Source organism: Bradyrhizobium aeschynomenes (assembly GCF_013178945.1).
Classification (GTDB): domain Bacteria; phylum Pseudomonadota; class Alphaproteobacteria; order Rhizobiales; family Xanthobacteraceae; genus Bradyrhizobium; species Bradyrhizobium aeschynomenes.
In genome coordinates, this window is record NZ_JABFDM010000007.1 from 75,075 (window position 1) to 96,750 (window position 21,676).

Annotated in this window: 19 protein-coding genes; 6 read left to right on the forward strand and 13 right to left on the reverse strand. The window is 68.0% G+C overall.

Going from position 1 to position 21,676, the window contains the following annotated elements; genetic code table 11:
- Window positions 1-48: 48 nt before the first annotated feature.
- The 9 genes from HL666_RS20840 to HL666_RS20880 are packed head-to-tail and all read right to left on the reverse strand — an operon-like array spanning window position 49 to window position 10,609.
- Window positions 49-873, reverse strand: coding sequence for a TIGR04222 domain-containing membrane protein (locus HL666_RS20840; RefSeq protein WP_172183339.1), 825 nt, complete (start codon window positions 871-873; stop codon window positions 49-51).
- A 4-nt stretch (window positions 874-877) separates the two neighbouring features.
- Entirely contained in the window at window positions 878-1,492 is a 615-nt protein-coding gene (locus HL666_RS20845; RefSeq protein WP_210262006.1) for a glycine-rich domain-containing protein, read from the reverse strand.
- Window positions 1,493-1,521: 29 nt separating this feature from the next.
- On the reverse strand, window positions 1,522-2,604 hold the full coding sequence (locus tag HL666_RS20850) for a M48 family metalloprotease (protein ID WP_172111630.1): 1,083 nt from the start codon (window positions 2,602-2,604) through the stop codon (window positions 1,522-1,524).
- A complete protein-coding gene (locus HL666_RS20855; RefSeq protein WP_172111629.1) occupies window positions 2,601-3,041 on the reverse strand; it encodes a hypothetical protein in 441 nt (146 codons plus the stop codon). The genes HL666_RS20850 and HL666_RS20855 overlap by 4 nt, the downstream gene beginning before the upstream one ends.
- Window positions 3,042-3,087: 46 nt before the next feature.
- A complete protein-coding gene (locus HL666_RS20860; RefSeq protein ID WP_172111628.1) occupies window positions 3,088-4,272 on the reverse strand; it encodes a vWA domain-containing protein in 1,185 nt (394 codons plus the stop codon).
- Between the two features lie 5 nt (window positions 4,273-4,277).
- Entirely contained in the window at window positions 4,278-6,650 is a 2,373-nt protein-coding gene (locus tag HL666_RS20865) for a DUF5682 family protein (protein WP_172111627.1), read from the reverse strand.
- 1 nt (window position 6,651) lies between these two features.
- Complete coding sequence (locus HL666_RS20870; protein ID WP_172111626.1) at window positions 6,652-7,755, reverse strand: ATP-binding protein; 1,104 nt, start codon at window positions 7,753-7,755, stop codon at window positions 6,652-6,654.
- On the reverse strand, window positions 7,752-9,179 hold the full coding sequence (locus HL666_RS20875) for a DUF5691 domain-containing protein (protein ID WP_172183341.1): 1,428 nt from the start codon (window positions 9,177-9,179) through the stop codon (window positions 7,752-7,754). Before HL666_RS20875 ends, HL666_RS20870 begins: the two co-directional genes overlap by 4 nt.
- A 2-nt stretch (window positions 9,180-9,181) precedes the next feature.
- On the reverse strand, window positions 9,182-10,609 hold the full coding sequence (locus HL666_RS20880; protein ID WP_172183342.1) for an SWIM zinc finger family protein: 1,428 nt from the start codon (window positions 10,607-10,609) through the stop codon (window positions 9,182-9,184).
- Window positions 10,610-11,439: 830 nt separating this feature from the next.
- Here HL666_RS20880 and HL666_RS20885 point away from each other — a divergent pair.
- Window positions 11,440-11,769 (forward strand): hypothetical protein, encoded by a 330-nt coding sequence (locus HL666_RS20885; protein ID WP_172183343.1) that lies wholly within the window; start codon window positions 11,440-11,442, stop codon window positions 11,767-11,769.
- An 81-nt stretch (window positions 11,770-11,850) separates the two neighbouring features.
- On the opposite strand, the gene HL666_RS20890 is transcribed toward HL666_RS20885, so the two are convergent.
- A complete protein-coding gene (locus tag HL666_RS20890; protein ID WP_246741587.1) occupies window positions 11,851-13,410 on the reverse strand; it encodes a glycosyltransferase family 39 protein in 1,560 nt (519 codons plus the stop codon).
- A gap of 482 nt (window positions 13,411-13,892) precedes the next feature.
- Here HL666_RS20890 and HL666_RS20895 point away from each other — a divergent pair, with 482 nt between their 5' ends.
- Both HL666_RS20895 and HL666_RS20900 read left to right on the forward strand, forming a co-directional pair.
- Window positions 13,893-14,564: a response regulator gene (locus HL666_RS20895; protein WP_172111621.1), complete on the forward strand. Its 672-nt coding sequence runs from the start codon at window positions 13,893-13,895 to the stop codon at window positions 14,562-14,564.
- Window positions 14,565-14,569: 5 nt separating this feature from the next.
- Window positions 14,570-16,021: a sensor histidine kinase gene (locus tag HL666_RS20900; RefSeq protein ID WP_246741588.1), complete on the forward strand. Its 1,452-nt coding sequence runs from the start codon at window positions 14,570-14,572 to the stop codon at window positions 16,019-16,021.
- Window positions 16,022-16,039: 18 nt separating this feature from the next.
- On the opposite strand, the gene HL666_RS20905 is transcribed toward HL666_RS20900, so the two are convergent.
- Both HL666_RS20905 and HL666_RS20910 read right to left on the reverse strand, forming a co-directional pair.
- Entirely contained in the window at window positions 16,040-17,206 is a 1,167-nt protein-coding gene (locus tag HL666_RS20905; RefSeq protein WP_172111619.1) for a TAXI family TRAP transporter solute-binding subunit, read from the reverse strand.
- A 236-nt stretch (window positions 17,207-17,442) separates the two neighbouring features.
- Entirely contained in the window at window positions 17,443-18,393 is a 951-nt protein-coding gene (locus tag HL666_RS20910; protein WP_172183346.1) for an aldo/keto reductase, read from the reverse strand.
- Window positions 18,394-18,655: 262 nt separating this feature from the next.
- On the opposite strand from HL666_RS20910, the gene HL666_RS20915 reads away from it, so the two are divergent.
- Both HL666_RS20915 and HL666_RS20920 read left to right on the forward strand, forming a co-directional pair.
- Window positions 18,656-19,897 (forward strand): NF038122 family metalloprotease, encoded by a 1,242-nt coding sequence (locus HL666_RS20915; RefSeq protein WP_172131313.1) that lies wholly within the window; start codon window positions 18,656-18,658, stop codon window positions 19,895-19,897.
- 403 nt (window positions 19,898-20,300) lie between these two features.
- On the forward strand, window positions 20,301-20,567 hold the full coding sequence (locus HL666_RS20920) for a hypothetical protein (protein WP_172183348.1): 267 nt from the start codon (window positions 20,301-20,303) through the stop codon (window positions 20,565-20,567).
- A 222-nt stretch (window positions 20,568-20,789) separates the two neighbouring features.
- On the opposite strand, the gene HL666_RS20925 is transcribed toward HL666_RS20920, so the two are convergent.
- A complete protein-coding gene (locus tag HL666_RS20925) occupies window positions 20,790-20,966 on the reverse strand; it encodes a hypothetical protein (RefSeq protein WP_172111615.1) in 177 nt (58 codons plus the stop codon).
- A gap of 271 nt (window positions 20,967-21,237) precedes the next feature.
- Here HL666_RS20925 and HL666_RS20930 point away from each other — a divergent pair, with 271 nt between their 5' ends.
- Window positions 21,238-21,660: a hypothetical protein gene (locus HL666_RS20930; protein ID WP_172183349.1), complete on the forward strand. Its 423-nt coding sequence runs from the start codon at window positions 21,238-21,240 to the stop codon at window positions 21,658-21,660.
- The last annotated feature ends 16 nt before the right edge of the window (window positions 21,661-21,676 follow it).

Consider the following 21,676-nt stretch of genomic DNA (forward strand, 5'->3'; position numbering starts at 1 on the left):
CGAACAGGAAAGGCTTTGGTATCAACCGCGGCGCGGAGCGATTGATTGTCAGCTGCAGCCGCCGCAACCGCCGCCGCCACCATCGCCGCCGCCGCAACCTCCGCCGCCGCAGCCACCCCCATTGCCGCCGAGGGCCTTCGAGGTCGCGAGCACTGACGCATAGGCGGTGCCGGACAACACCATGGCGCCCGTCAGTGCCACGGCGAGCAGCAGCTCATGCTCGCGTGGTGCACGTGCTGCGCGCGCGTGGGAGGCCTCGTAGCTCTTCAATGCGTCTTCGCCGGCGCGGGTTCGCAGCGGCGCGGATGCGAGCGGCAGCGTCGCGAACAAGGTGCCACCGAGGAGAAACATCAGAAATTCGACATCGTGGTGCCGCGCGTGGCCCACGATCGCCTTGACGATGCCAAACAGCATGAGAGCGCCGACGAACGGCAGCACCGAGCGGCGGAAGGCGCTCATCTGCGCGCTGCTCGGGCAATAGCCCAGGGTCCGAAGACGCTGCTGAAGGCGCCGGGCGAGCGGCTCCAGTGCAGTCTGGAACTGCTCCCGCGTCATGTCGGGCTGGAGCGCGAGACGTGGCGGCTGCTTGATCAGGGCCGCCAGCGGCGCCTGATCTGAGACCGTGATCTTGTGGTCGCCGGATGTGAAGGTGACGGCGTTCTGCACGGCGAGCCCGAGCAGCACGGCATCGCCGAGCCGGCGATCGCCGCCAGCCAGATAGGCCAGCTCCAGCTCGCTCAGGGGCTGGATCATCGAAGCTGCCGGACCGATCGTCCGCCGCCACCGATACGCGGTCCAGAACAATAGGGCTGCGCTGCCGACATACAGCATGATGAACGGGCCGGCAGTCCAGTCGAACGGATTGAGCGGCAAGCAATCATCTCCTCAACAGTCGCCGCAGCCATGCGCGCGGCCGCGGCAGGGTGAGCCAATCTCTACGGTCGGCGACGAAATAGCGCGGGCCGGCGAAACGGATATGTGTCGCAGGCCACAGATCGGGGCTGGGCGGCCCGAAGAAGCGTTCGTGCAGCGCCAGGGTCTCGGCATATTGGCGGCGGTAGGTCATCTGCGCCTCCGGCCCGCCCGGGGTCGGATCATGATGCAGCGGGGACTGCAGCCGTTCACCGCACCAGATGATCCAATAGTCGCGCGAATAGATCAGGTGCTGATGCCAGACCTCGTCGACCACCTCGCTCGGCGTCACCGGCATCGGTGACACCATCGCGAGAAAGCAGAAGCGCCGATAGGCCTCGATGGCGGCGCGGGCCTCGTCGAGACTCCAGCCATGATCGCGCGCCAGACGCTGGGTGAAGTTGAACGGTGTGCCCGGCTCGAAATCGTGCGCGGTGATGCGCCGCCATAATTCCTGTCGCGCAGGCGTCCAGTCCGGCTCGCCGGCCTGGACGTCGACCTTGAGCTGCGCGCGCTGTACCGAAGGGTCTCGGAGATCGTGCACGGCTGGACGATAGCATGGCAGCGCGCCGAGTTCCATGGGGGGCCGCAGGCTGGTCCGATTGGGCGTCAGCCGTCCAGGCGCACCCTGGTCTGTGCCAATTTGCGCCACTCGGCGTCGAGCCGCGCGGCGAGGTCGCGCGCGGCATCGGGTGGCAGCAACTGCGCGATGGCTGGTGCCTCGATCGGATCGACTGCGGGGAGCGTGGCATAGCCGAGATTGGCAAGGCTCGCGCGGAGCGGCGGGTGGGTCGAATCCGGGTCCTCCATGGGCTCCTCGTCCATCGTCTTGGCCGCGGCAGCGGCGAGCGCGTCATGGTCACGGATGGCGGCGAGCTGGGTCGATATTCGCTCCAGCGGCGTGGCCGGCACGCTGATGGCGCCGAGCATGTCGGTCTCGAGGGGCGCAAAGACCAGCTCGCGCAGCCTCGCCGCGCCGCCGGCGATCAGCACGAGCGATCGCGCCATCTCGGCGGGTCCCATCAGCGCCGCCGCGCGCCGGTCTGCGGCCAGCTCGTTCTGGCGTGACAGTGCGCGATACTCCCTGTTGACCCATTCGAGCACCGCGCGCAGCAGAAATGCCGCGATCCGGCCGGTGATGGTGCGATCGGGGTTCGCGTAGTGGAGAACGTTCTCGCAGGCGCGCAGAAAGTCGAACAGATTGCCAGAGCCGGTGATGTGACGCAGCTCGGCATGGGCGACCTCATGGGCGATAGTGGCGCGGATGGCCCGCTCGTCGAGGATCATCAACAGCGGCAGTCCGACGGTCATCGTGACATGCTGGCGGAAGATGCCGGCATAGGAGCGCGCTTCGCCAATCGACGCGTTGAAATCGGCGTCGAAGCGCAGGCTGCGTCTCGGCTTGGCGAAGGCCGGGTCGAGCTCCCGCCAGATTCGCCAAAGCGCGGGCGCCGTCGCTTCGTCCAGAACGTTGCTCCGGTCGCGCCGCGCTGGCACGAACAGGATTCCGAGCGCCAGCGCGACGGCAGCCGCGATCACGCAGAACATGATGGGCGCGGTGGCCAGCACAAACCGCGTAGAGTGGTCCAGCGCGAGCAGCCAGATGAAGAGCAATCCGCCAGCCAGCCCGACCAGGGGCAGAACCGCATAGCGGCCGAGCAACAGGATGGATGTCAGAACAAGGCGCTTCATCGATGTCCCATGCGATCGGAGCCGTTGACGGCTCGCACATCAATCGTCTCTTTCGACGGCCGTGATCCGAAAGTCGCCCTGCGCGCGGAGCAGCCGCTCGACGGTGCGGACAGCTCGTCCTCGGCCAGCATCTTGTTGCGGCGGAAGAGACGGTCGCGCAGGCTCCGGCGTTCGTTGATCGCAATGATCCAGTGAACATCCTGTCCCGATCCTGGTTCGCCACTGGCGCCGAGCATGTAGGACATGGGCCCGCTCGCCGTGTAGGCATACCAGCCCCAGTCCTCAGCTTGGGTGTCGGTCGTGTCGTAGCCCGACGCCCGCAGCTCGGAGGACAGCCAGGTCAGCAGAGCCTCTCCTGGAAACGGGTTGATCGGATTTGGGCGCTCCGCGGCAGGATCGAAGCGATCAGTGGTGAGGTGGATCAGGTGCACCGCCATTCTCGCTCTGCTTGCTGGTTTTCGGTCGGCCGCATCGCACTCCGAACTAATCGCCACCGTCCTCCGGGCGTACCAGCTTGATGTCCTGCGCCGCGGCCCACGACCAGATGTCCTGGCGCTTCAGCGCCGTCGCCATCAGCTCGGGAAACTGGTGCGGCGTGCAGGCGAACACCGGGCAGCCGAGCGAGGCCAGGATCGCGGCGTGCTTGGCGTCGTAGGCCGGGCGGCCATCGTCGTTCAGCGCCAGCAGCACGATCAGATTCACGCCCGACGAAACCAGGGCCTTGGCGCGCGCCAGCATCTGCTCGGCGATGCCGCCCTCGATGAGGTCGCTGATCAGCACCATATGCGTCCGTGTCGGCTCATGCACAAGGCGCTCGCAATAGGCAAGCGCCTGGTTGATGTCGGTGCCGCCGCCGAGCTGCACGGAGAACAGCACCTCGACCGGATCAGCAAGCTCCTCGGTGAGGTCGATGATGTTGGTGTCGAACACCACGAGCTTCATCGCGATCGCCGGGATCGAGGCCAGCACCGCGGCGAAGATCGAGGAGTAGACGACGGAGGTGCCCATCGAGCCCGACTGATCCACGCAGAGGATGACCTCCTCCAGATTGGTCCGCCGCGAGGCGCGGGCGTGGCCGATCAGGGTCTCCGGCACGATGGTGCGATGCTCGGCCTGCCAGTGGCGCAGGTTCTTCGCGATGGTGCGCGGCCAGTCGATGTCGCCGGGACGCGGACGCCGTGTGCGGCGGCGGCGGTCGACCGCGCCACGGATGGCCTCGGTGGTGCGTGCGTCGAGCTTCTCCATCAGCTCCTTCACGACCTTGGCCACCACCTCGCGCGCCGTCGCCTTGGTTTTCTCGGGCATGACCGAGCGCAGCGCCATCAGGTCGGCGACGAGATGCACGTCGGCTTCGAGAGCGGCGAGAAACTCCGGCTGCAGCAGCATTTCCTTCAGGCCGAGCCGCTCGAACGCGTCCTTCTGGATCACCTGCACCACGGGCGCGGGAAAGAACTCCCTGATGTCGCCGAGCCAGCTCGCCACGCGCGGCGCCGAGCCGCCAAGCCCGCCGCGGCGGCCGCCGCTGCGTTTGCCGCCGGCGCCGGCGTCATACAGCCCGGCCAGCGCCGCATCGAGCCGGCGGTCGCGATCGGACAGGCCGGCCTGATCGTCGCCACCGAGAACGAGGCGCCAGCGGCGATTGCGCTCGGCCTCCGCATCACTGCTCATGTCGGTCATCCCTTCATCGGCCGGTCCGCGCCAAGGATCGTCAGCAGCAAGGGCAGCGCTGCGTCGAAGCCGGCCGCGCTGGACGGCAACGGCGCCAGCGGCTGCAACGGCGCGGCGTCGGTCGCCGTCGACATGGCGGTCGGACGCTGCCTTGCCAGCTCATCGAGCAGCCGCCGCCGCTCGCTGCGGTCGAAGCCCGCAAAGGCGCGGCGCATCACCGGCAGCAGATTGTTGAACGCCTCGTCGTCGATCGCCGCCAGCCAGGCGTCGATGATCCGTCGCAGCGCCTGGTCGTGCAGCAGCACCTGGCCGCTCTGGCCGAGGAAGCCGTCGAGCCAGTCGCCGGCCTCCAATGTCGGTACGCTGTGCGACAGCGCGCGCGAGAGTGCCAGCGCCGTCTGCTCGGGCCGGACGATGCCGTGATCGTACAGCGCGCGGCTCGCCAGTCCCTTCAACAAGGGATGTGCCGAGGTGTCGTTGGCGACGAGCGCCAACGCGCGCCGCCATCCCTCGCGCAGGCCGGCGTCCTCGATCAGGCCGATCGCGGCGTCGAGCCGCGCCAGCTTGCCGCGCAGATCAGCCGCGACGTCCGCCTGCAGGCTGCGGCAGGCATAGACGAGGCCGGCGCAGATCGTCTCGGTGAGGCTGATCACCAGGAGGCGCAGCGCCTCGGTCGGCAGCGCCCGCGCGGTGCCGTAGCGCAGGATCTCGGCGAGGGGCGGCACGGCTTCGGTGAGATTGGCGACGTCGCTGGTTGCCGCCGAGCGCTGTTGCAGCAGCGCGATCGTGGTCTCGGCGGCCTCGCTCAGACCGGCCTCGAGACAGCCGCTCACGATGGCGGCGACCGTGTTCAGCGACGCCGCCGTTTGCGCGTTGCTCACCGCGGCGTTGCCGGCGGCCTGCGCGACCGTCGTGCCATGGACCAGCGCCTCGACCAGACGCACTGAGAATTCCGGCTCCCAGCGCAGCCGCCAGTTCTCGCGAAAGGTGCCGCGACTCTGCCCCGAGCCCTGCAGCCGTCCCCAGGGCACCTGGATCAGCGCGAGACGATGCAGGAGTTGCGATTTCGCAAGGCCTGCCTCGCTGCGCAGATCCAGCGAGAGGTCGCTGTCGAGCGCCTCGGGCTTGAGCTTCAGCTTGCGTTGCCAGCGCGCGAGATCGGCGGCCAGCGGCATCTGCGGCACGCTGTCGTCGATCTCGCCGACACGCTGCCCGATGATCAGCTGCTGCTCGATCAGGCGGAACAGCGCGGTCTCGCCCTCGCAGAGCGTGGCGAGGCTCGCCTCGCGCATTTCTGCGAGGCCAGGCAACGCAACGTCGCGCAGCGCGGCGAGCGTGATCGCCAGCCGCGACGCTTCGATCGCCGAGGCCGTCGATGCCGGCCGGCCATTCCGGCGCAACAGCTCGGCGACACGAGTCTGCCAACGCGTCGTGAAGCTGGTGGCGTCGCGTGCGGCGACCTGACCATGCTGCAATCCTTGCCAGAGATGCGCGTACCAGCCGGGAGAGATCACGCCGGCGCCATAACCGGAGCTGGCGGCGAGCCGCGTCTCGGTCCAGGGCACCCATGTCGCGGTCACCTTGATCTGCGGCAATCCCTTCAGCAGGGCACGATCGTCCTTCAGGGCGACCTTCTTGCGCAGCGCCGGCACGTGCCAGGCGCCGCACACGACGCCGACAGGGCCATCATGCTCGCTCAACGCAGCGGCGATTTGCAGGCGCATGTGCGCTTCGCGGCGCAGCTCGCGCTGGGCCTCGTCGGGGGGCTGATAGGGCAGCGGATCGATCGTCTCCCGTAACGCCGTGATCGCAGCTTCCAGCGCGGCAAAGATCTCCGGTCCATGCGTGCCCTGTTCGACGATCGCGTTCCACCAGGACTCGCTGTCGTCATAGCCGGCGAGCGTCGCGAGATAGGCCAGCGGATCGCGCCGGATCTGTGCCAGCTCCGGGTCTGTGGGCTCTGGCGGATCTTGCGCAGCCGCGTCGGCGTTCTCCGGCGTGGCCTCGCCTTCATCACTCTCCTGCTTCGCCAGCTTGGCCCGTTCGGCAAGGCGGTGCGACGCCGGCAGGTCGATGAAGCGGACCGGTCGCTGCTTCGCCAGCGCCCAGCGGATCGCCTGCCATTCCGGCGAGAACACCGCGAACGGGAAGAAGCTGGCGTTGCTCGCGTCATCCTGCGCATGCACCAGCAGAGCGACCGGTGGCACCATCGCGGGCGACGCCGCGAAGCCGATCAGTTCGTCGGCGTCGGGCGGCCCTTCGATCAGCACGACCGCCGGATCGGCGGCGTCGAGCGCCGCCAGCACCGCGCGCGCCGAGCCCGGCCCGTGATGACGGATGCCGAGGAGGTGCAGACGATCGGGCGAGGCTGCGGCCACGTCACATCACTTCGCGGATGGCGCCGTAGAGATCGGCCCACGGCTTGCGTTCGCGCACCACGGTTTCGAGGTATTCCTGCAGCACGACCTTGTCCTGCACCGGGTCTTTGACGATCGCGCCGACCAGGTTGGCGGCCATGCTCTGCGCGTCGACCACACCCGAGCCGAAATGCCCGGCCTCCGCCCACGCGCCGATGGTCACCGCGATCGCTTCCGCCGTCGACAGCGAGCCGGACGGTGATTTGAGCTTGAGGCGGCCGTCCAGGGTCTGGCCGTCGCGCAGCTCGCGGAACACGGTGACGATACGCATGATCTCCTGGTCGGCGGGCGCGATCTTCGGCAGCTCCAGCCCGCCGCCGATCTCGCCGACACGCTTGGTGACGATCTTGACCTCCTCATTCAGGTCGGCCGGCAGCGGCAGCACCACGACATTGAAGCGCCGCTTCAACGCCGAGGACAACTCGTTGACGCCCTTGTCCCGCGCATTGGCCGTCGCGATCATGTTGAAGCCGCGCGTGGCATGGATGGAATCGTTGATCTCCGGGATCGGCATCAGCTTCTCCGACAGCACGGTGATCAAGGTGTCCTGTACGTCCGAGGGCATGCGGGTCAGCTCCTCGAAGCGGACGATCCGCCCGGCCTCCATCGCGCGCATCAGCGGCGTCGCCACCATCGCCTCACGTGATGGACCTTTCGCCAGCAGCAGCGCGTAGTTCCAGCCATAGCGGATCTGGTTCTCGTCGGTGCCGGCCGTGCATTGCACGATCATCTCGGAGGACCCTGAGATCGCCGCGGCGAGATGCTCGGACACCCAGGATTTTGCGGTACCGGGCACGCCGAGGATGAGAAGCGCGCGGTCGGTGGCGAGCGTCGCCACCGCGGTCTCGATCAGCCGGCGGTTGCCGATATATTTCGGCGAGATCTCGACGCCGGACTTGGTGCGGCCGCCCATCAGATAGGTGACGACCGCCTGGGGCGACAGCCGCCACTGCGCCGGCCGTGCCCGCGTGTCCTCCTGCGCCAGCGCATCGAGCTCATGCGCATGGAGCGCCTCGGCGGATCGGCGCAGCTGAGTATCGGCGGTGCTCGCAGCGGGCGTGGTCATGGGCGTGCTCCAGGCATCATGTGTGGCGCTGCGGTCGGCAGCGCGAGAACGAGGGCGGCGAAATCCCGTGCCGCCCGCGCGGAGGCGGGGGACAGCGGCGCGAGCGAGGCGACGAAGGCCGGCATCATCGCGTGCGGCATCAGCGCGGCCATCAGCACGAGACGGCCGTCATCCTTCTGCGCCGCAGGCGTCGTTGCGTCGGCAATGTCCTTCACCGCCTTCTGCCAGGCCGACGACGCGATCACGCGCTCGGCCGTGGCCGGCGCGAGCGGCCGGCGGGCTTTCGCTGCCAGCGGCATCAGCGCATAGCCGTGCAACGAGTCGCTGGCATCAAGATGCGCGCCGATGATGTGCATCACCAAGTCGTCATCGCCTTCGGCCGCGGCGGCATCCATCAGCAGCATGAGCACGCGGTGCTCGCGCGGCGGCAGCGCGGCGATCAGCGCCTCCGGTGGCACCCCGACGGCCGCAGCCAGCGCAGAGAGCTGCAGGCCGCCGAACAGCCGCTCGCGCAGCGCCTCGGCCTCCTGCCATTTCAGGCCGTCGATCGGCAGGGTGAATGTCAGCGTCGACGCCGAGCCGAGCCCGATCTTGGCCAGCAACGAGCCTGCGCGCTTGAAGCATCGCGCGGCCTCGGCGAGCCGGGTGCCGTGTTCTTCGCGATCGGCGATGCGCGTCAGCAGTTGTGCGGCGATCTGCTTGACGCTGTCGGCGCGATCGCTGCCGAGGCTCTCCAGGAACGGCTTGTCCTCCGGGCCGAGGCCGACCACCAGGGCGTCGAGCAGTGCGCCGCGGACCGGCGCCGGCTCACTCTTCCACACCGATTCGATCAGCGCGCGGCCGGCCGCGGCATCGGTGCGGCGCATCCCAGCGACGAACGCGCGGCGCTGCGCTTTCGGGAAGGTGGTCCAGTTGTCGGCGGTGATGCGCTCGAAGAACAGGCCCTTCGCCGCATCCTCATCGGAGTCGGAGGCGATCAAGGCAAGAAAGGCACGTTCGGCGAGACCTTGTCCCTCGGCCTCCGCCTTGATGTAAGCGGCCAGGTCCGGCAGGTCGAACGGATGCGGCCGGCAGCCGGCGCCGTGGATCCGGCGCAACGCAAGCGGCATGACCGTCGAGGCAATCGTCTTCTCGACGCTGCGCACCAAGCCCTTGAGGGCGCGCCGCGCCGGCTCCGGCAGGATCGGCCGCGCATCCTGGTGCAGCCGCTGCGCGGCATCGGGGACAGGATCGATGACCGGAGACGGGGCGCCGGCAAAGCGCTGCCATTGCGCGATCAGCGTGAGCAGCGGCAGCGCCGGCTCGCGTCCTTGCGGCAGCAATTCGGCGAGCTCCGACGGCACGGTCAGCGGCTGCCGCACGAGGCCGAGCAGGAACGATTGGCGCAGCCGGGCATGGATTTGCGGATCGATCGCACTGGCCATCGTCAGTCCTCGTGATGCCAGCGGCCCAGCGGCGTGTCGGCGGCGAGCACCTGGGCAGTCCGCCCGTCCCACAGACACAGCAGCGACACGTCGTCGAGGCCGAGCAGCGGCAGCAGCTGATCGAATTGGCTGCGCTCGACCGCAATCGTCGCGCCGCCCGCGTCGGCAATCCCGAGCGCGCTCTTGCCGGCGGTGCGCAGCGCGACGTTGGACAGCAGCAACGGCCAGCGATCGAGCCATGGCAGCGCAGCCAATCGCCGCGCGTAGTCCTGCAGCGCCGGCGCGAGGCCCGGCAACGATTGCGGCCATCGCGCAGCGGCGGCCGTCTTGCGGCTGGCCAGCAGCCCGCGGAGCGGCGCCGCCGACGGATAGAACACGACCTCGCCTTCGATGAGCTCGCCGGGCGAGAACGGAAAACCCGCACCGCCGCCGGACACCGGCACGAAATCGATCAGCACCGCTGCGCGCGGCTGGGTGATGTCGGTGCTTGCATTGATCATCCAGGTTTCGAGCCTGCGCAGCTTGTCCGGTTGCACCTCGGACAGATTGGCGGCGACGATCCACACGCTCGTCACGCGAGGCGCCGTCGCATCGGCGAGCAGCTCCTCGCGCCGCACCGACCAGCCGACCGCGCGGCGCACATCGTCGCGCAGCGGCGCCGGAAGCCGGTCCTGATGCCGATAGGCGGAGGCGATCAGGGCCATCGAGCCCAGCCGCTCGATGACGAGATCGGCGCGGCGCTCCTCACCGACGCGAAACAGCTCGGTGCCGAGCTGATCGAGCCGCGCGGCCAAGCCGCCGGCCTTGGCGTCCACCAGCCGCGTCGACAGCGTGCGCGCGGCGGAGCCCACGCGGCCGGCGAAATCGGCGAGGCCCTGATTGAGCTGATCGGCGATCCAGCGCTCGAGTTCGTCGAGGCCTGCGAGGATCGCCCCCTCGCGCTCGGCCTTGATGCGCTCGCGCTGCGCGTCGGCGCGCGCCGCGGCCTTGGGATCCGCGGGGGTGGTGGTGGCAGTCTCGGCGAGCGCCGCGTCCAGCGAAGGCGGCGTGCCGGCTTCGTCGCCGTCAGGCTTCGGCTTGCCAGGTGCGCGTCCGCCGCCGCGGCGGCGCGCACTCCAGTCTTCGACCCATTGCGGTGGGCTCAGGCTCTCGAACCGCTCCGGCTTGTCGACGCGCAGCCACAGCACGGCGAGCACATGCTTGCAGGGAAACTTGCGGCTCGGGCAGGTGCATTTGTAGCTGCCGCCATCGGCCGCGGTCACGATGCGATACGGCGTCGCGCCGGAGCCCTGACACTCGCCCCACAGCACCTCGGCATCCGTGCTTGCGGCCAGCACCGGCCAGCTCGCAGGCTTCACAAGCTTCAACGCCGCGGCAAGTGAAGCCTGGTCAGGCGCCAGCCCTTCGATCCGTTCGCGTGTCAGAGACACCCACTCTCCCAACCGGCCGATTGCGCGATGGCGCACTACCTAGCAGATGGCGGGAGAGCCGCACAACAATTCAGAGCAGAAACCTTGCCGGTTTCGGCATCGCACGGCGACGACGGGCGCAGCATAGTCGCGCGTGCTGTGTCGCGACGCGCTGCCATCGGAACACGTCGCCGATACGGACGCGCCGCAATCTCCGACGAAGCCGATGCGCGTGCCTCGTGGCCGCCCGACTATCATCATCATTGAGTCGGCACGCCGCTTTGCGCCGTCCGGCGGCGATGACGATCATGGCCGAATGGCAACGTGCTGATGTCGTAGGAGCGGCTGCGGATGTGCGACGGCAATGCGTCGCGCGACGTAATGCTGCGGTAAGGCCGGGCCGCTATCTCCTCACTGTCCTTACGGTCGTCGTCACGGCAGTTGCGCCACCGACTGCGTGCGCCGGCACCCATGCTCGCCGTCGCGCGATGTGGCGTTCGACCCGAAAGACATCGGAGTGGTGCCGCAGGTGACGCCCGACCGATCTGGTCAGCGTCGCCCGACCTGCGGCATTCTTCCATCATGAGCTGGTGCCGCATGGCTTCGAACGTCGTCGGACTCCAGCCAGCAGGCCGTCCGGGCCGTGTCCCAGCCCCACACTCCCGAACGGCCTGCAATGATGGTCTTCGCTCCGTCGCTGCATCTGCTGCGCCTGGGACCGAATGGGGCGCGGGCTTTGCAATCGGAAGACTTCCAGTCGAGAAGCGACGATGTCCGGCATGTCATGATCCCGTAAGCCGCGGCCATGATTCTCCTGCTGCAACGGCTGGGCCGATTGCAAGGAGAACAGAATGAAACGAGCTTTTGCACTTCTCGTCGCGGCAGCGACCGTCGCCGGCACGGTCGCGACACCGGCGAACGCCGGCGGCAACCGTGGCGCGGCGGTGGCTGCCGGCGTCGTGGGAGGCCTGGCGATCGGGGCCCTGATCGGGTCTGCGGCAACCGCCCATGCTGCTCCCACTTATGTGTACAGCTACGACGCTCCGCCGCCGCGCGTCGTCTATCGCCGTCACCGGGTCTACGAGTATGACCCGGGCTATGGCGGTGATTACGGTGAGGGCTACCAGTCCGGCTACCGCGATGGCTATTCGGATGGCGCCTGGGACGTCGACCAGGACTGACGGAGCACCGCGCGCAAGGCCCGCTCGGTGCGGGGCCTTGCGCGCGGCTGCTTGCCCGTCAGGACGCGACCGCGCGCCTCCTCAGCGCGTCACGATGTACGCGACGACGGCCCGCTCACATCCCACGTTTCCCAACAAGCGAGAGTGCACGAGAAATTCGCGCCTGATGAAGTGTCCCGCGCGAGCGGCGGCTCGTTCGGCCCGCGCGATGCAATCCGGCTGGTCGCGGAAACAGAGCGAAACCCAGCCGCGCTCCTCGGTCGTCTCGCGCGAGGGATCCGCAGCAGGTTGATCCGCGGCAGCGGGCAGGCCGTAATGCGGATGGTCGGCGCTGTAGAAGGCCGTCGCAAGCGCGAGGCTTTCGGTGCCGCCGATATACGCGAGCGGCCGTCCGGTCAGTTCGCGCCATTGTCGCGTCGCTTCCTCGGCGGTCTGCCGATAATATGTACGTCCCTCTTCGTAGCCATGGTTGTTGCGATAGAGTGCATGGAGCGGAGCTGCGACGGTGGCGGCTGCGACGGCGATGCCGGCCGTCAGCACCGCGACGTTGACGGTGTGGAAGCGCGCGATGCGGTGGCTTGTCCCGCACACGATGATCACCACGAACATGAACAGTCCCTGCAGCGCCCACAGCGACGGCAGGTCGGTGCCCATGATCAGCGCGTTGACGACGGGCAGGCTCACGGTGCCGATGGCGATGGATGACAGCAGCCGCAGGCCGCCGTTCAGCGCGGCCATCTCGGCGGGGAGACGTCTGATCCGTGCGCCGACCACCATGATCCAGGTCACGGCCGGCAGCGCCATCGCGGCGAGCAGCCCAAGCACGAAAAACAGCGAATCCCGTGCGGATGTGGCGAGGTCGGACGCGGCGTGCGCCAGCGCATGCTGGATCGGTGCTCCGCCGCTCGCGCCCAGCCAGTCCAGATGCATGGAGAGGGCGCCGAGACCGGCGGCCGCCGAGATCCATGGCGATGCCGAGGTGAAGTAGGCCCGCCGCTGCGGATGCGCGATGGCCGCCAGCGCGAAGCTCATCACGAGAAAGATCGAATAATACTTGCCGAGCACCGCGAGCGCAGCCGCCGTGCCGGCGGCGATCGACCACGGCATCGTGCGGGTCTCGAACGCCCGCAGGAAGCAATAGGTCGCCAGCGGCCAGGTCGCGAGCTGCACCGAGTTCGCGTTGAAGCGCTGGGCGTGAAACTGATAGGTGGGGGTCAGCATCAGCAGCAGCAGCACGATCACGCGCTTGTCGCCGGTCACGAAGCGGCGGGACACCAGGTCGACGAACCACAGCGCCAACGCCGCGTTGGTCATCGCCATCAGGTGAAACGACCAGTCGGACAAGGGGAACATGGTGGTCCAGGCGCGGGCGACCCAGCCCATCAGGGGCGGATGCTTGGCGTAGCCCCAGGCGAGCTGTCGTCCGAATGCCCACGTTTCCAGGACATCGGGGTGCAGCCCGGCGCCGGAATAGGCGATGGTGAGATAGCCGGTCCAGACGGCCACGAAGCACAGAAGCAGCAGCGGCACGGCCCAGCCGGCCTCGATGCCGTCGAGCCAGCGCAGCAACGGCTGTCGCCACGCCGCCGGATTGCGATCCGACCGTTCGGCGGTCGCCGCGAAGGCAAGGTCAGGAAACATGTCGGTCTGCATCAGGAAAGGAGCGCCCGTCGCGACGTTGGGTCGGCGGTGGCAGGGTCCGGGCAGGAAAGGGGCGGCTGAGCTTCGTCGCAGCCGAACGATGATGGCGGCAGCGGAGATGGCGCCGCGGCCGGGGGTGGGATCGGGACCGGCCGGCCTGTCCGGTCGATCATGCGTCAGTCTTCACGTGGAGATATCCTGGGCGATTGCTGGGCGCGCAGCTTCGGCCAGGACGATTACGGCAGCCTGACATGCGCGGCCCATGCGCACCGACCCACGAGAGGTTGGCTCACGGCTGCCATGCGACGTCATACGATGGCAAACGCGCCGGCTGAGACGTCGTGCAGCTTGCAACCGGAGATCATCAAGATGAACGCGGAGCAGACCTCGGAACGGGTGCCCGGACGCCGTCGATGTAATCCTATTGTAATCCGCCAGTAATCAATAGAAACACTGGCGTATCGATGGTGCGGGAGAGTGACGTGCGCGTTCTGGTCGTTGAGGATGATCCTCAGCTGGGAATCTGGCTGCGGGATGCACTCGCGACCGCGTTCGGCTCGTCGGATATCGTCACCACGCTCGACGAGGGCCGGGCGGCGATCGCCGTGCGCAATTTCGAGCTCGTGGTGATCGACCGCGGCCTGCCCGATGGCGACGGGCTGGCGCTGCTGCCGCACCTGCGGCAGCAGAAGCCGAGCCCGGCGACCGTGGTGCTGACGGCGCTCGACGACCCCGCCGACATCGCGCGGGCGCTGGATGAGGGCGCGGACGACTACGTCGCCAAGCCGTTCGAGCCGATCGAGCTTGTCGCACGCGCACGAGCGGTGCTGCGCCGGCTGTTTCTCGATCGCGGCGCGATGGTCTCGATCGCCAATCTGAGCTACGACATCGTCAATCGCGCGGTCTGCGTCGATCAGACGCCCATCGTCGTGCCGCGGCGCGAGCTGGCAATTCTCGAGGCGCTGGTCCGCGGCAGCGGACGCGTGGTCCTGCGCGAGACGCTCGAATCGGCGGCGTACGGCTTCGAGGACGAGATCCAGTCGAATGCGATCGAGGCCCACGTCTCCCGGCTGCGCCGGCGGCTGCGCGAGGCAAATTGCAAGGCCACGATCAGGCCGGTGCGCGGCCTCGGCTATCTCCTGAGCGGCGAGTGACGGGCATGAGGTGGCAGAAGGTCGCTCGCGTCCGTCGCTCCATCACGCTGCTGTCGGCGACGCTGATCGGGGTCGTCAGCACCATCATGCTGATCTGCGCCGCGGCCTTGCTGATCCGGTTCGGCGGCGACGACGACGGAACGTGGGGCGCGGCCGATGTCGCCGATGCGCTGAAGGAGGCGGTGGCGCGGGACGCCGGCGGGCGGCTGCTCATCAAGCAGACGGCGCGTCTCGACAAGATCATCCAGGATTTTCCGACCTTCTGGTACGTCGTGTCGGACAAGAGCGGCGAGGTCAGCTACGGGCCGATTCCGAAATGGCGGCCGCAAAAGCATCCGTCGTCGCAGGACAGCACGAGCTTTCTGGCCTACGCCATCGACGGCGAGACCCGGAACCTGAAGCGCATGACGGCCATCCGGAACACGCCGGTGGGCGAGGTCTGGATCGAGACCGGCGGCGTGGCCTACACCTCGACGCAGCTGATGCTGGGCACGCTGACCGACGCGACGATCGTGGCGCTCCCGATCATTCTCGTGCTGCTTGCGACGGTGGTTGCGGCCCTGGTGTTCGTGCCGACGCTGATCGCGCGCCCGGTCCGCGCGGTGGCGAGGGCGGCCGAGATGATCGACGGCGTGCCGGACGGCCGCCGTCTGCCGGAGCGGGACGCGCCGGCCGAGTTGCTGCCGCTGGTCACCGCATTCAATCGTGCGCTGTCCCGCATCGATCACGCCGCCGAGGCGCAGCGCAACTTCCTCTCCAACGCCGCGCATGAGCTGAGGACGCCGCTGACCAACGCACGCACGATGCTCGAGACGGTGCCGGACGCCGGCCTGCGCTCCAGGCTTGTTGCCGAAAACCAGAAGCTGTCCGCGATCGTCACCATGCTCCTGCAATTGGCGCGCATCTCGATGGAGCCGGCCGAGCTGACCGAGATCGATCTAGTCGCGCTGGCGCGTCGCGTCACGGCGGAGCACGTGCCGATGGCGCTGAAGGCCGGCCTCGAGATCGGCTTCGCCGGGCCCGAGGCACCGGTGTGGATCCAGGGCTCGGAGCCGGCTGTTGCCGCGGCAATCTCCAACCTGATCAGAAACGCCGTCACGCATGCCGCCGCGGGCGGACCGATTCTCGTCGACGTCGACGCAACGGCGCGCTTGAGCGTGATCGATTCCGGGCCGGGATTGCCGTCGGATCAGCCCGAACGCCTGCTGCAGCCGTTCGCGCGCGGACCCGCCCGCTGCGAAGGCATGGGACTCGGGCTTTCCATCGTGTCGCAGGTCATGCTGACGCACCATGGCCGCGTCGCGCTGCACGAGACGCCCGGTGGAGGCACCACGGTGGAGCTGAGCTTCGCACGCGCCTCGACCCCGCGAGGCGGCGCATCGATCGCCGCCGACGAGGTCTCTCCGCCCCGGCGGCGCGCCGCAGGAAAGGCCGGGCTGCAGCCGCACTCGGGCTGAGCTTCAATCCTCGAAACCTCAGCGCGTCTCCTTGCTCCGCTGCCACTTCAGGAAGTCGCTGTAGAGCCGCGCCGCCTCGTCCGAGGACATCCGCGCCTGCGCCTTGCGCTCGTCGAGGAATTTGCGGAATTCGGCGGGGTTGCCGTCCGTCGTCGGCGACTGCATCGCCCGCGCGCCCTCGAGCCATTCCTGCGCCGCCTTGAAGCGGACCAGGCCCTGCACCGGCGCCGACAGCACGGTGTCGCGCCATTTCGGATGCCGCGGCGGCGACTGCAGCACCTGGATCTTGCCGAACAGCGCATCGACGAACCGCGCCGTGCGGCGATAGCGCTCGCTGTTCTCGGGCCAGTTGTACACCATCAGCACGGTGGAGGCGGCGACCGCGTCGATCCTGGCGCCCGGCGGCACCAGGTTCGGATATTCCTCCGACGAGAACGCGGTCGGCAGATAGATGTCCTGCAACGCGCGGTCATAGGGCACGGCGAGCAGATGCAGTCGGCCGCCCTCGTTCTTGATGCCCTTGATGATCGGTGCGTCCTTCGACACCGAGGCGATCCAGGCATCGCCCTGGCCGTCGATCAGCTTCTGCAGGCCGCCGGTCGGATCGGTCTGCGAGTCGATGTCGGCCTGGATGCCGAGCCGCCGGAAGATCGTGCGCGCGGCAGGCAGGCCGATCGAGCGTTCGGCAAACACGCGCTTGCCGTTGAGATCCTGCAACGAGCGGATTTCGCGCCGCGCGACGATGTGGACGTCGTTGTGAAACAGCTGCGCGATGTAGCGTACGCGCTGGGCGATGTCCGGGATGTTGTATTCCGTCTTGACGAACTCCATCGCGTCGGTGGCGACGAAGCCCATGTCGATGTTTTTCAGCATGATGATGTCGACGAGGTTCTGCGCCGAGCCCTTGCCGAGGATCGGCAGCACGCGCAGGCTCTCGCCTTCGTCGAGCACCGCGGCCATGTCCGAGCCCATCACCGACATCGGTCCGCCGATCGGTGCGGTGATGACGGTGACCGTGCCCGAGTTCAGCGATTCACGATCCGGCAGGGTGCCGACATGGGCCGCGCCGACATGGGCCGCGCCGGCCGGGGCGCGCTGCTGCTGCGCCCGCGCGCTGTCGCCGGGCCCGCAGGCCGTTGCCAGGATGATCGCCGAAATGATTGCGCAAACATCGACACGCGCCACACCTGCCCCCAACGCTTCCTTGAAGTCATTCTAATTTGGCAGTGCACTTAGCAATTCGATCCGGGCCGAATTTTGTCCTCGTCGTGGTGGTGCGCAAGAAGCTGCAAAGTAGCCCAATCAATTCCATGCTGCGGCTGGAATCGCAGTGGGGCGGCCGCTTCCGTGCCCGGCTCACGGCGCGCCGTTGGCGCGATGCGTCAACTGGTCGCGCCGTGCTCCACATGCGTACTAACAACTCAAGCGCTGGCCTTGTCGAGCCGCGCAACCTGTTCGGGAGTCAGCGCGAGCTGCGTCGCCGCCACCAGCGTGTCGACATGCTCCGGCTTCGTGGCGCTGGCGATCGGCGCGGTGACGGACGGTTTGGCCAGCAGCCAGGCCAGCGCAATCGCGGCCGGCTGCGCGCCGGTTTCGCGCGCGACCGCGTCGAGGCCGGCGAGAATGCGCATGCCGCGCTCGTTCATGTATTTGGGAATCGCGCGGGTGCCGCGCGGGCTCTGGCCGAGATCGGCCTCCGAGCGGTATTTGCCGGTGAGGAAGCCGGCAGCGAGCGAGAAGAAGGTAATGACACCGACGCCGTTGTCCTCGCAGACGCGCTGCAGCGCGCCTTCATAGGAAGCGCGCTCCGCGAGGCTGTATTCCGGCTGCAGGCTCTCATAGCGCGGCAGGCCGTTCGCCTTGGATATGTCGAGCGCGGCCTGCAGCCGCTCCGCCGAGAAGTTCGAGGCGCCGATGACGCGCACCTTGCCCGCCTTGATGAGCCTGTCGTAGGCCGAAAGCGTCTCCTCCTGCGGCGTGGCCTCGTCGTCCTTGTGCGACTGATAGAGATCGATCACGTCGGTCTGCAGCCGGCGCAAGCTGTCCTCCACGGCGCGGGCGATGTAGTCGGCCTTCAGCCCGACCTTGCCGTCGCCCATGTCCATGCCGACCTTGGTGGCGAGGATGATCTTGCCGCGGTTGCCGCGCAGCTTCATCCATTTGCCGATGATGGTCTCGGACTCGCCGCCGGCATGGCCCGGCACCCAGCGCGAATAGACGTCGGCGGTGTCGAGGAAGCTGATGCCGGTCTCCAGCACCTTGTCGAGCAGGCGGAACGAGGCGGCTTCGTCGACCGTCCAGCCGAACACGTTGCAGCCGAAGCAGAGGGGCGGGACGGTGAGGCCTGAGCGGCCGAGCGGACGATGCTTCATGACGATCTCTCGATTCGGGAGGGCTTGTGACATGTGTGGCTGGATATGTGGCGAGCGCCTGCGACAGATTGCCTCCGTTCGTCGCGCGTGACCAGCGCGGCGGGAGCATGGCGGGGCCGCCATGGCGCAGCCAAACCATGGCACCGCTGCCCCGAAGAGGTTCCGACGACGTCAGACTTTCCACTTAGTTGCCGATGATGGTCCGCCCATTGCGAGCGCCTTGCAGATGAGGATGCGAGGCCCCGGGTGAGGAGTCCGTCCAATGAACACGCTGACCTATGACCAGCTCGGATTGAGCTCCGACGCCCTGATGGTGCAGGATACGGCCGCGGCGAACAACACGACGACCACGACGGCCGCCGCCGCGACGCCCTTCGTGCTGCCGCCGGATGCGGTCTCGGATCCGGTCGTGCATGCCGACGGCTCGGAGACCGTGTCGGTTCACACCGGCGGCCTCACCTTCAACCTGACCTTCGACGCGGCGGGCGCTGCCGCTCCGGAAAGCTTCCGGGCCGGCGTCGAGCAGGCCGCCGCGATCCTGTCGTCGGCGATCACCGACGAGGCCACGATCAACCTGTCGATCGAATATGCCGGCACCGGCGGCGGCGCCGGCGCCAATGTCAGCGACGGCGTGTTCGCCAACTACGCGTCGCTGCGGACCGATCTGCAGGACCACGCGGCGGCAGGCGACACCGTGTTCGACAATCTGCCGAACACGCGGGCGGTGCAGGGCCATTCCCAGGTGTTCGTCGCCAATGCGCAGGCCAAGGTGCTCGGCCTGATCGACCCGAACGACACCACGACCGAGGACGGTTTCGCCATCTTCAACACCGACATCCCGACGCAGTCGCTGGTCGGCGTCGCGCTGCACGAGCTGTCGCATGCGCTCGGGCGCGTGCCCTCGCCGGGCAATCTCGACATCTTCGATCTGTTCGACTTCACCAGGCCCGGCCAGAACCTGATCAACAACAGCATCAGCTCGGCACCGCCGGCCTATTTTTCGCTCGACGGCGGCGTCACCAAGATTGCCGATTACGGCCAGAACTCCGATCCGGCCGACTTCCTCAACACCGGCATCCAGGGCGCCAACGATCCTTTGAACGAGTTCTACAATCCGACCACGTCGCAGACGCTGTCACCGATCGACCTCGTGGTGCTGGAGACGCTCGGCTACAACATCACGACGCCGGACACCGCGGCGCTGCTCGCCGAGCTGCCCCAGGCGCGCGGCGTCGCCGCTCCCGTGCAGACCGTGCAGCAGGCCGCGGCCATCAACTCCGCTGTCGCGGCCGAAACCGCGGCCAGCCTGATCAAGCTGGGCGACGCGGCCGGTGCCGCGCAGGTGCTGGCCAATGCCGAGGCCGATGCGGCCGCAGCCAACGGCACGACCACCACCAACGCGAACGGCATGACGCACGAGGCGGCCCTCCACGACCCCTATGCCGGCAACGCCCACTACGATTCCATGATGGCCATGCACCTGCACAACATCACCGCGAACTGAGCTCGACGTCACCGGCACGGCGCCTGCCGGCAAGGCGCGCCGTGACGGAAACCCCAAGCCGGTTCGTATCGTCGAGCCGCGATGCGGCAGGATGCGCGGGGCTTCCCGCGACGCCGCGCCCGCATCCGCCAGCCCGACGGCGCCATCCGTACGATGCGCGCGAGACATTATGGCCGCGCAACAATCTCAGTGTCGTCCCGGGCGGAGACCCGGGACCCATAACCACCGGCCGACATGTGAGGCACGCGAGCAGGCGGCGCATGCCCGCCACTCGCGGAGCCCGGCAGCGCGAGCGGCAAGTCGATTAGTTTTCTGCAGCGCCACTGCTAATTCCTAGCGGCACTCGTCGATTGGATATTGCTGGGCGCTGCCGGGGCTGTCGAAGACGTCGACGAAGACCTTGATGCCGGTCTTGCAACGGGCGATGCAGGCGTTGGTCTCGGCGTTGCATCGGTTGATGTATGTGTCGAAATATCGCGCCGAAACCCTAGTCCTCGCCGAGGAGCGACATTCCTCGCCCTGCCGGGAGCACGACTTGGCATCAGCAGCGCGCGGCAGCATCGCGGCAGCGAGCATGATGGCCGTCGTCAGCGCTGCGGACTTGAAGCGCCGCGACCCCGCCGCCGTCAACCAGTTGGTAACAGATCTCACCCGCGAGCCCTCCGCCTGACGAGGGCACCATCAGAGCGAGAGATGTATTGAAATTTTATCAACCGTGGCGAGTGGCGGTGCCCTCGTTTCGGGATGTCCGCACGCGCCCGCCAAGGTGCGCCGCCTGCCGCGTACGCTGCTTGTCGTGAAGGACGGAGATGCCGGGGCGATGCCGGCGAGCGATCGGACGGTGAAGGAGCGGCCCGCTCACGACCGATCGCCGCGGTTCCGGCGCGGCAGGTCAGGATCGCTCGCGGTCGCGTTGTCGATCCAGCTGGCGCAGATAGCTCAAGCCGCAGACGGTCAGCCGGCCGGGATCATGCACGCCCTGTTCGGCGACCCCGCGCATATGCCGCGCCAGCGCGCGCCGCGTTCCCTGGTCCAGATCACGTCTGGCCATGCGGCGATAGATCTGCATCGCTCGAGAGAGCGGCTTGGCGAGTTCGATTCGAGGCATCGGAGTCAACGGCAGCCGACGGCGATGGTTCCGAGATTTCGGCCATCGGGTCCTGCTGCTGCGCGGATCGTTGGGAGACGTCCGGGACGGAAGCACCAGATCCGGCGCGTCGCGTGTTGCGCGGCCCACGGGAACTCGCATAACCTTCCGGTGGCGCGAATACGACGGTGATCACTCGGGGGCGAGGCGATCGTTCGGCGCTGGGGGACCGTTGATGGGAATGAAGTTCGCATTGCGCGCGGTGGTGACGGCCGCCGCCCTGGCGTTGCTCGGTGGATGCGCGGCGTCGCCGGAGAGCTTGAACTCGCGCGACGTCGCCGACAGCAGAAGCTTTTCCGAAAGCTACGAGGAGATCTACCGCCGCCTGATGGAGGCCGGCAAGAGCTGTAATCCGCCGGTCCGGGTCTTCGGCAATCCGGCCAACCCGGGCGGGGGACAGATCGAAGCCGAAGGCGAGTTGCACCGCGACCGCGGCTTTGCGGAGTTCCGCCTGGTCGCAGGCAGCTATGGGGTCCGGATGAACTACTTCGTCGCCGCGCGGATCGAGAAGGCCGGCTCCGGATCGCGCGTGACCATCAAGGTCAGCAACCCGCTGGGCGCGGCGCCGCTGAGCAGCCGGATCTATCGATGGGCCAGTGGGGATTCGAGCTGTTAGTTCGGGGTGCGAGGTC

Coding starts and splice junctions, on each gene's coding strand:
- HL666_RS20845 (WP_210262006.1), bottom strand. CDS start 1,492: ATGGAACTCGGCGCGCTGCCATGCTATCGTCCAGCCGTGCACGATCTC.
- HL666_RS20850 (WP_172111630.1), bottom strand. CDS start 2,604: ATGAAGCGCCTTGTTCTGACATCCATCCTGTTGCTCGGCCGCTATGCG.
- HL666_RS20855 (WP_172111629.1), bottom strand. CDS start 3,041: ATGGCGGTGCACCTGATCCACCTCACCACTGATCGCTTCGATCCTGCC.
- HL666_RS20860 (WP_172111628.1), bottom strand. CDS start 4,272: ATGAGCAGTGATGCGGAGGCCGAGCGCAATCGCCGCTGGCGCCTCGTT.
- HL666_RS20870 (WP_172111626.1), bottom strand. CDS start 7,755: ATGACCACGCCCGCTGCGAGCACCGCCGATACTCAGCTGCGCCGATCC.
- HL666_RS20875 (WP_172183341.1), bottom strand. CDS start 9,179: ATGGCCAGTGCGATCGATCCGCAAATCCATGCCCGGCTGCGCCAATCG.
- HL666_RS20885 (WP_172183343.1), top strand. CDS start 11,440: ATGAAACGAGCTTTTGCACTTCTCGTCGCGGCAGCGACCGTCGCCGGC.
- HL666_RS20890 (WP_246741587.1), bottom strand. CDS start 13,410: ATGTTTCCTGACCTTGCCTTCGCGGCGACCGCCGAACGGTCGGATCGC.
- HL666_RS20900 (WP_246741588.1), top strand. CDS start 14,570: ATGAGGTGGCAGAAGGTCGCTCGCGTCCGTCGCTCCATCACGCTGCTG.
- HL666_RS20910 (WP_172183346.1), bottom strand. CDS start 18,393: ATGAAGCATCGTCCGCTCGGCCGCTCAGGCCTCACCGTCCCGCCCCTC.
- HL666_RS20915 (WP_172131313.1), top strand. CDS start 18,656: ATGAACACGCTGACCTATGACCAGCTCGGATTGAGCTCCGACGCCCTG.
- HL666_RS20920 (WP_172183348.1), top strand. CDS start 20,301: ATGCCGGTCTTGCAACGGGCGATGCAGGCGTTGGTCTCGGCGTTGCAT.
- HL666_RS20925 (WP_172111615.1), bottom strand. CDS start 20,966: ATGCAGATCTATCGCCGCATGGCCAGACGTGATCTGGACCAGGGAACG.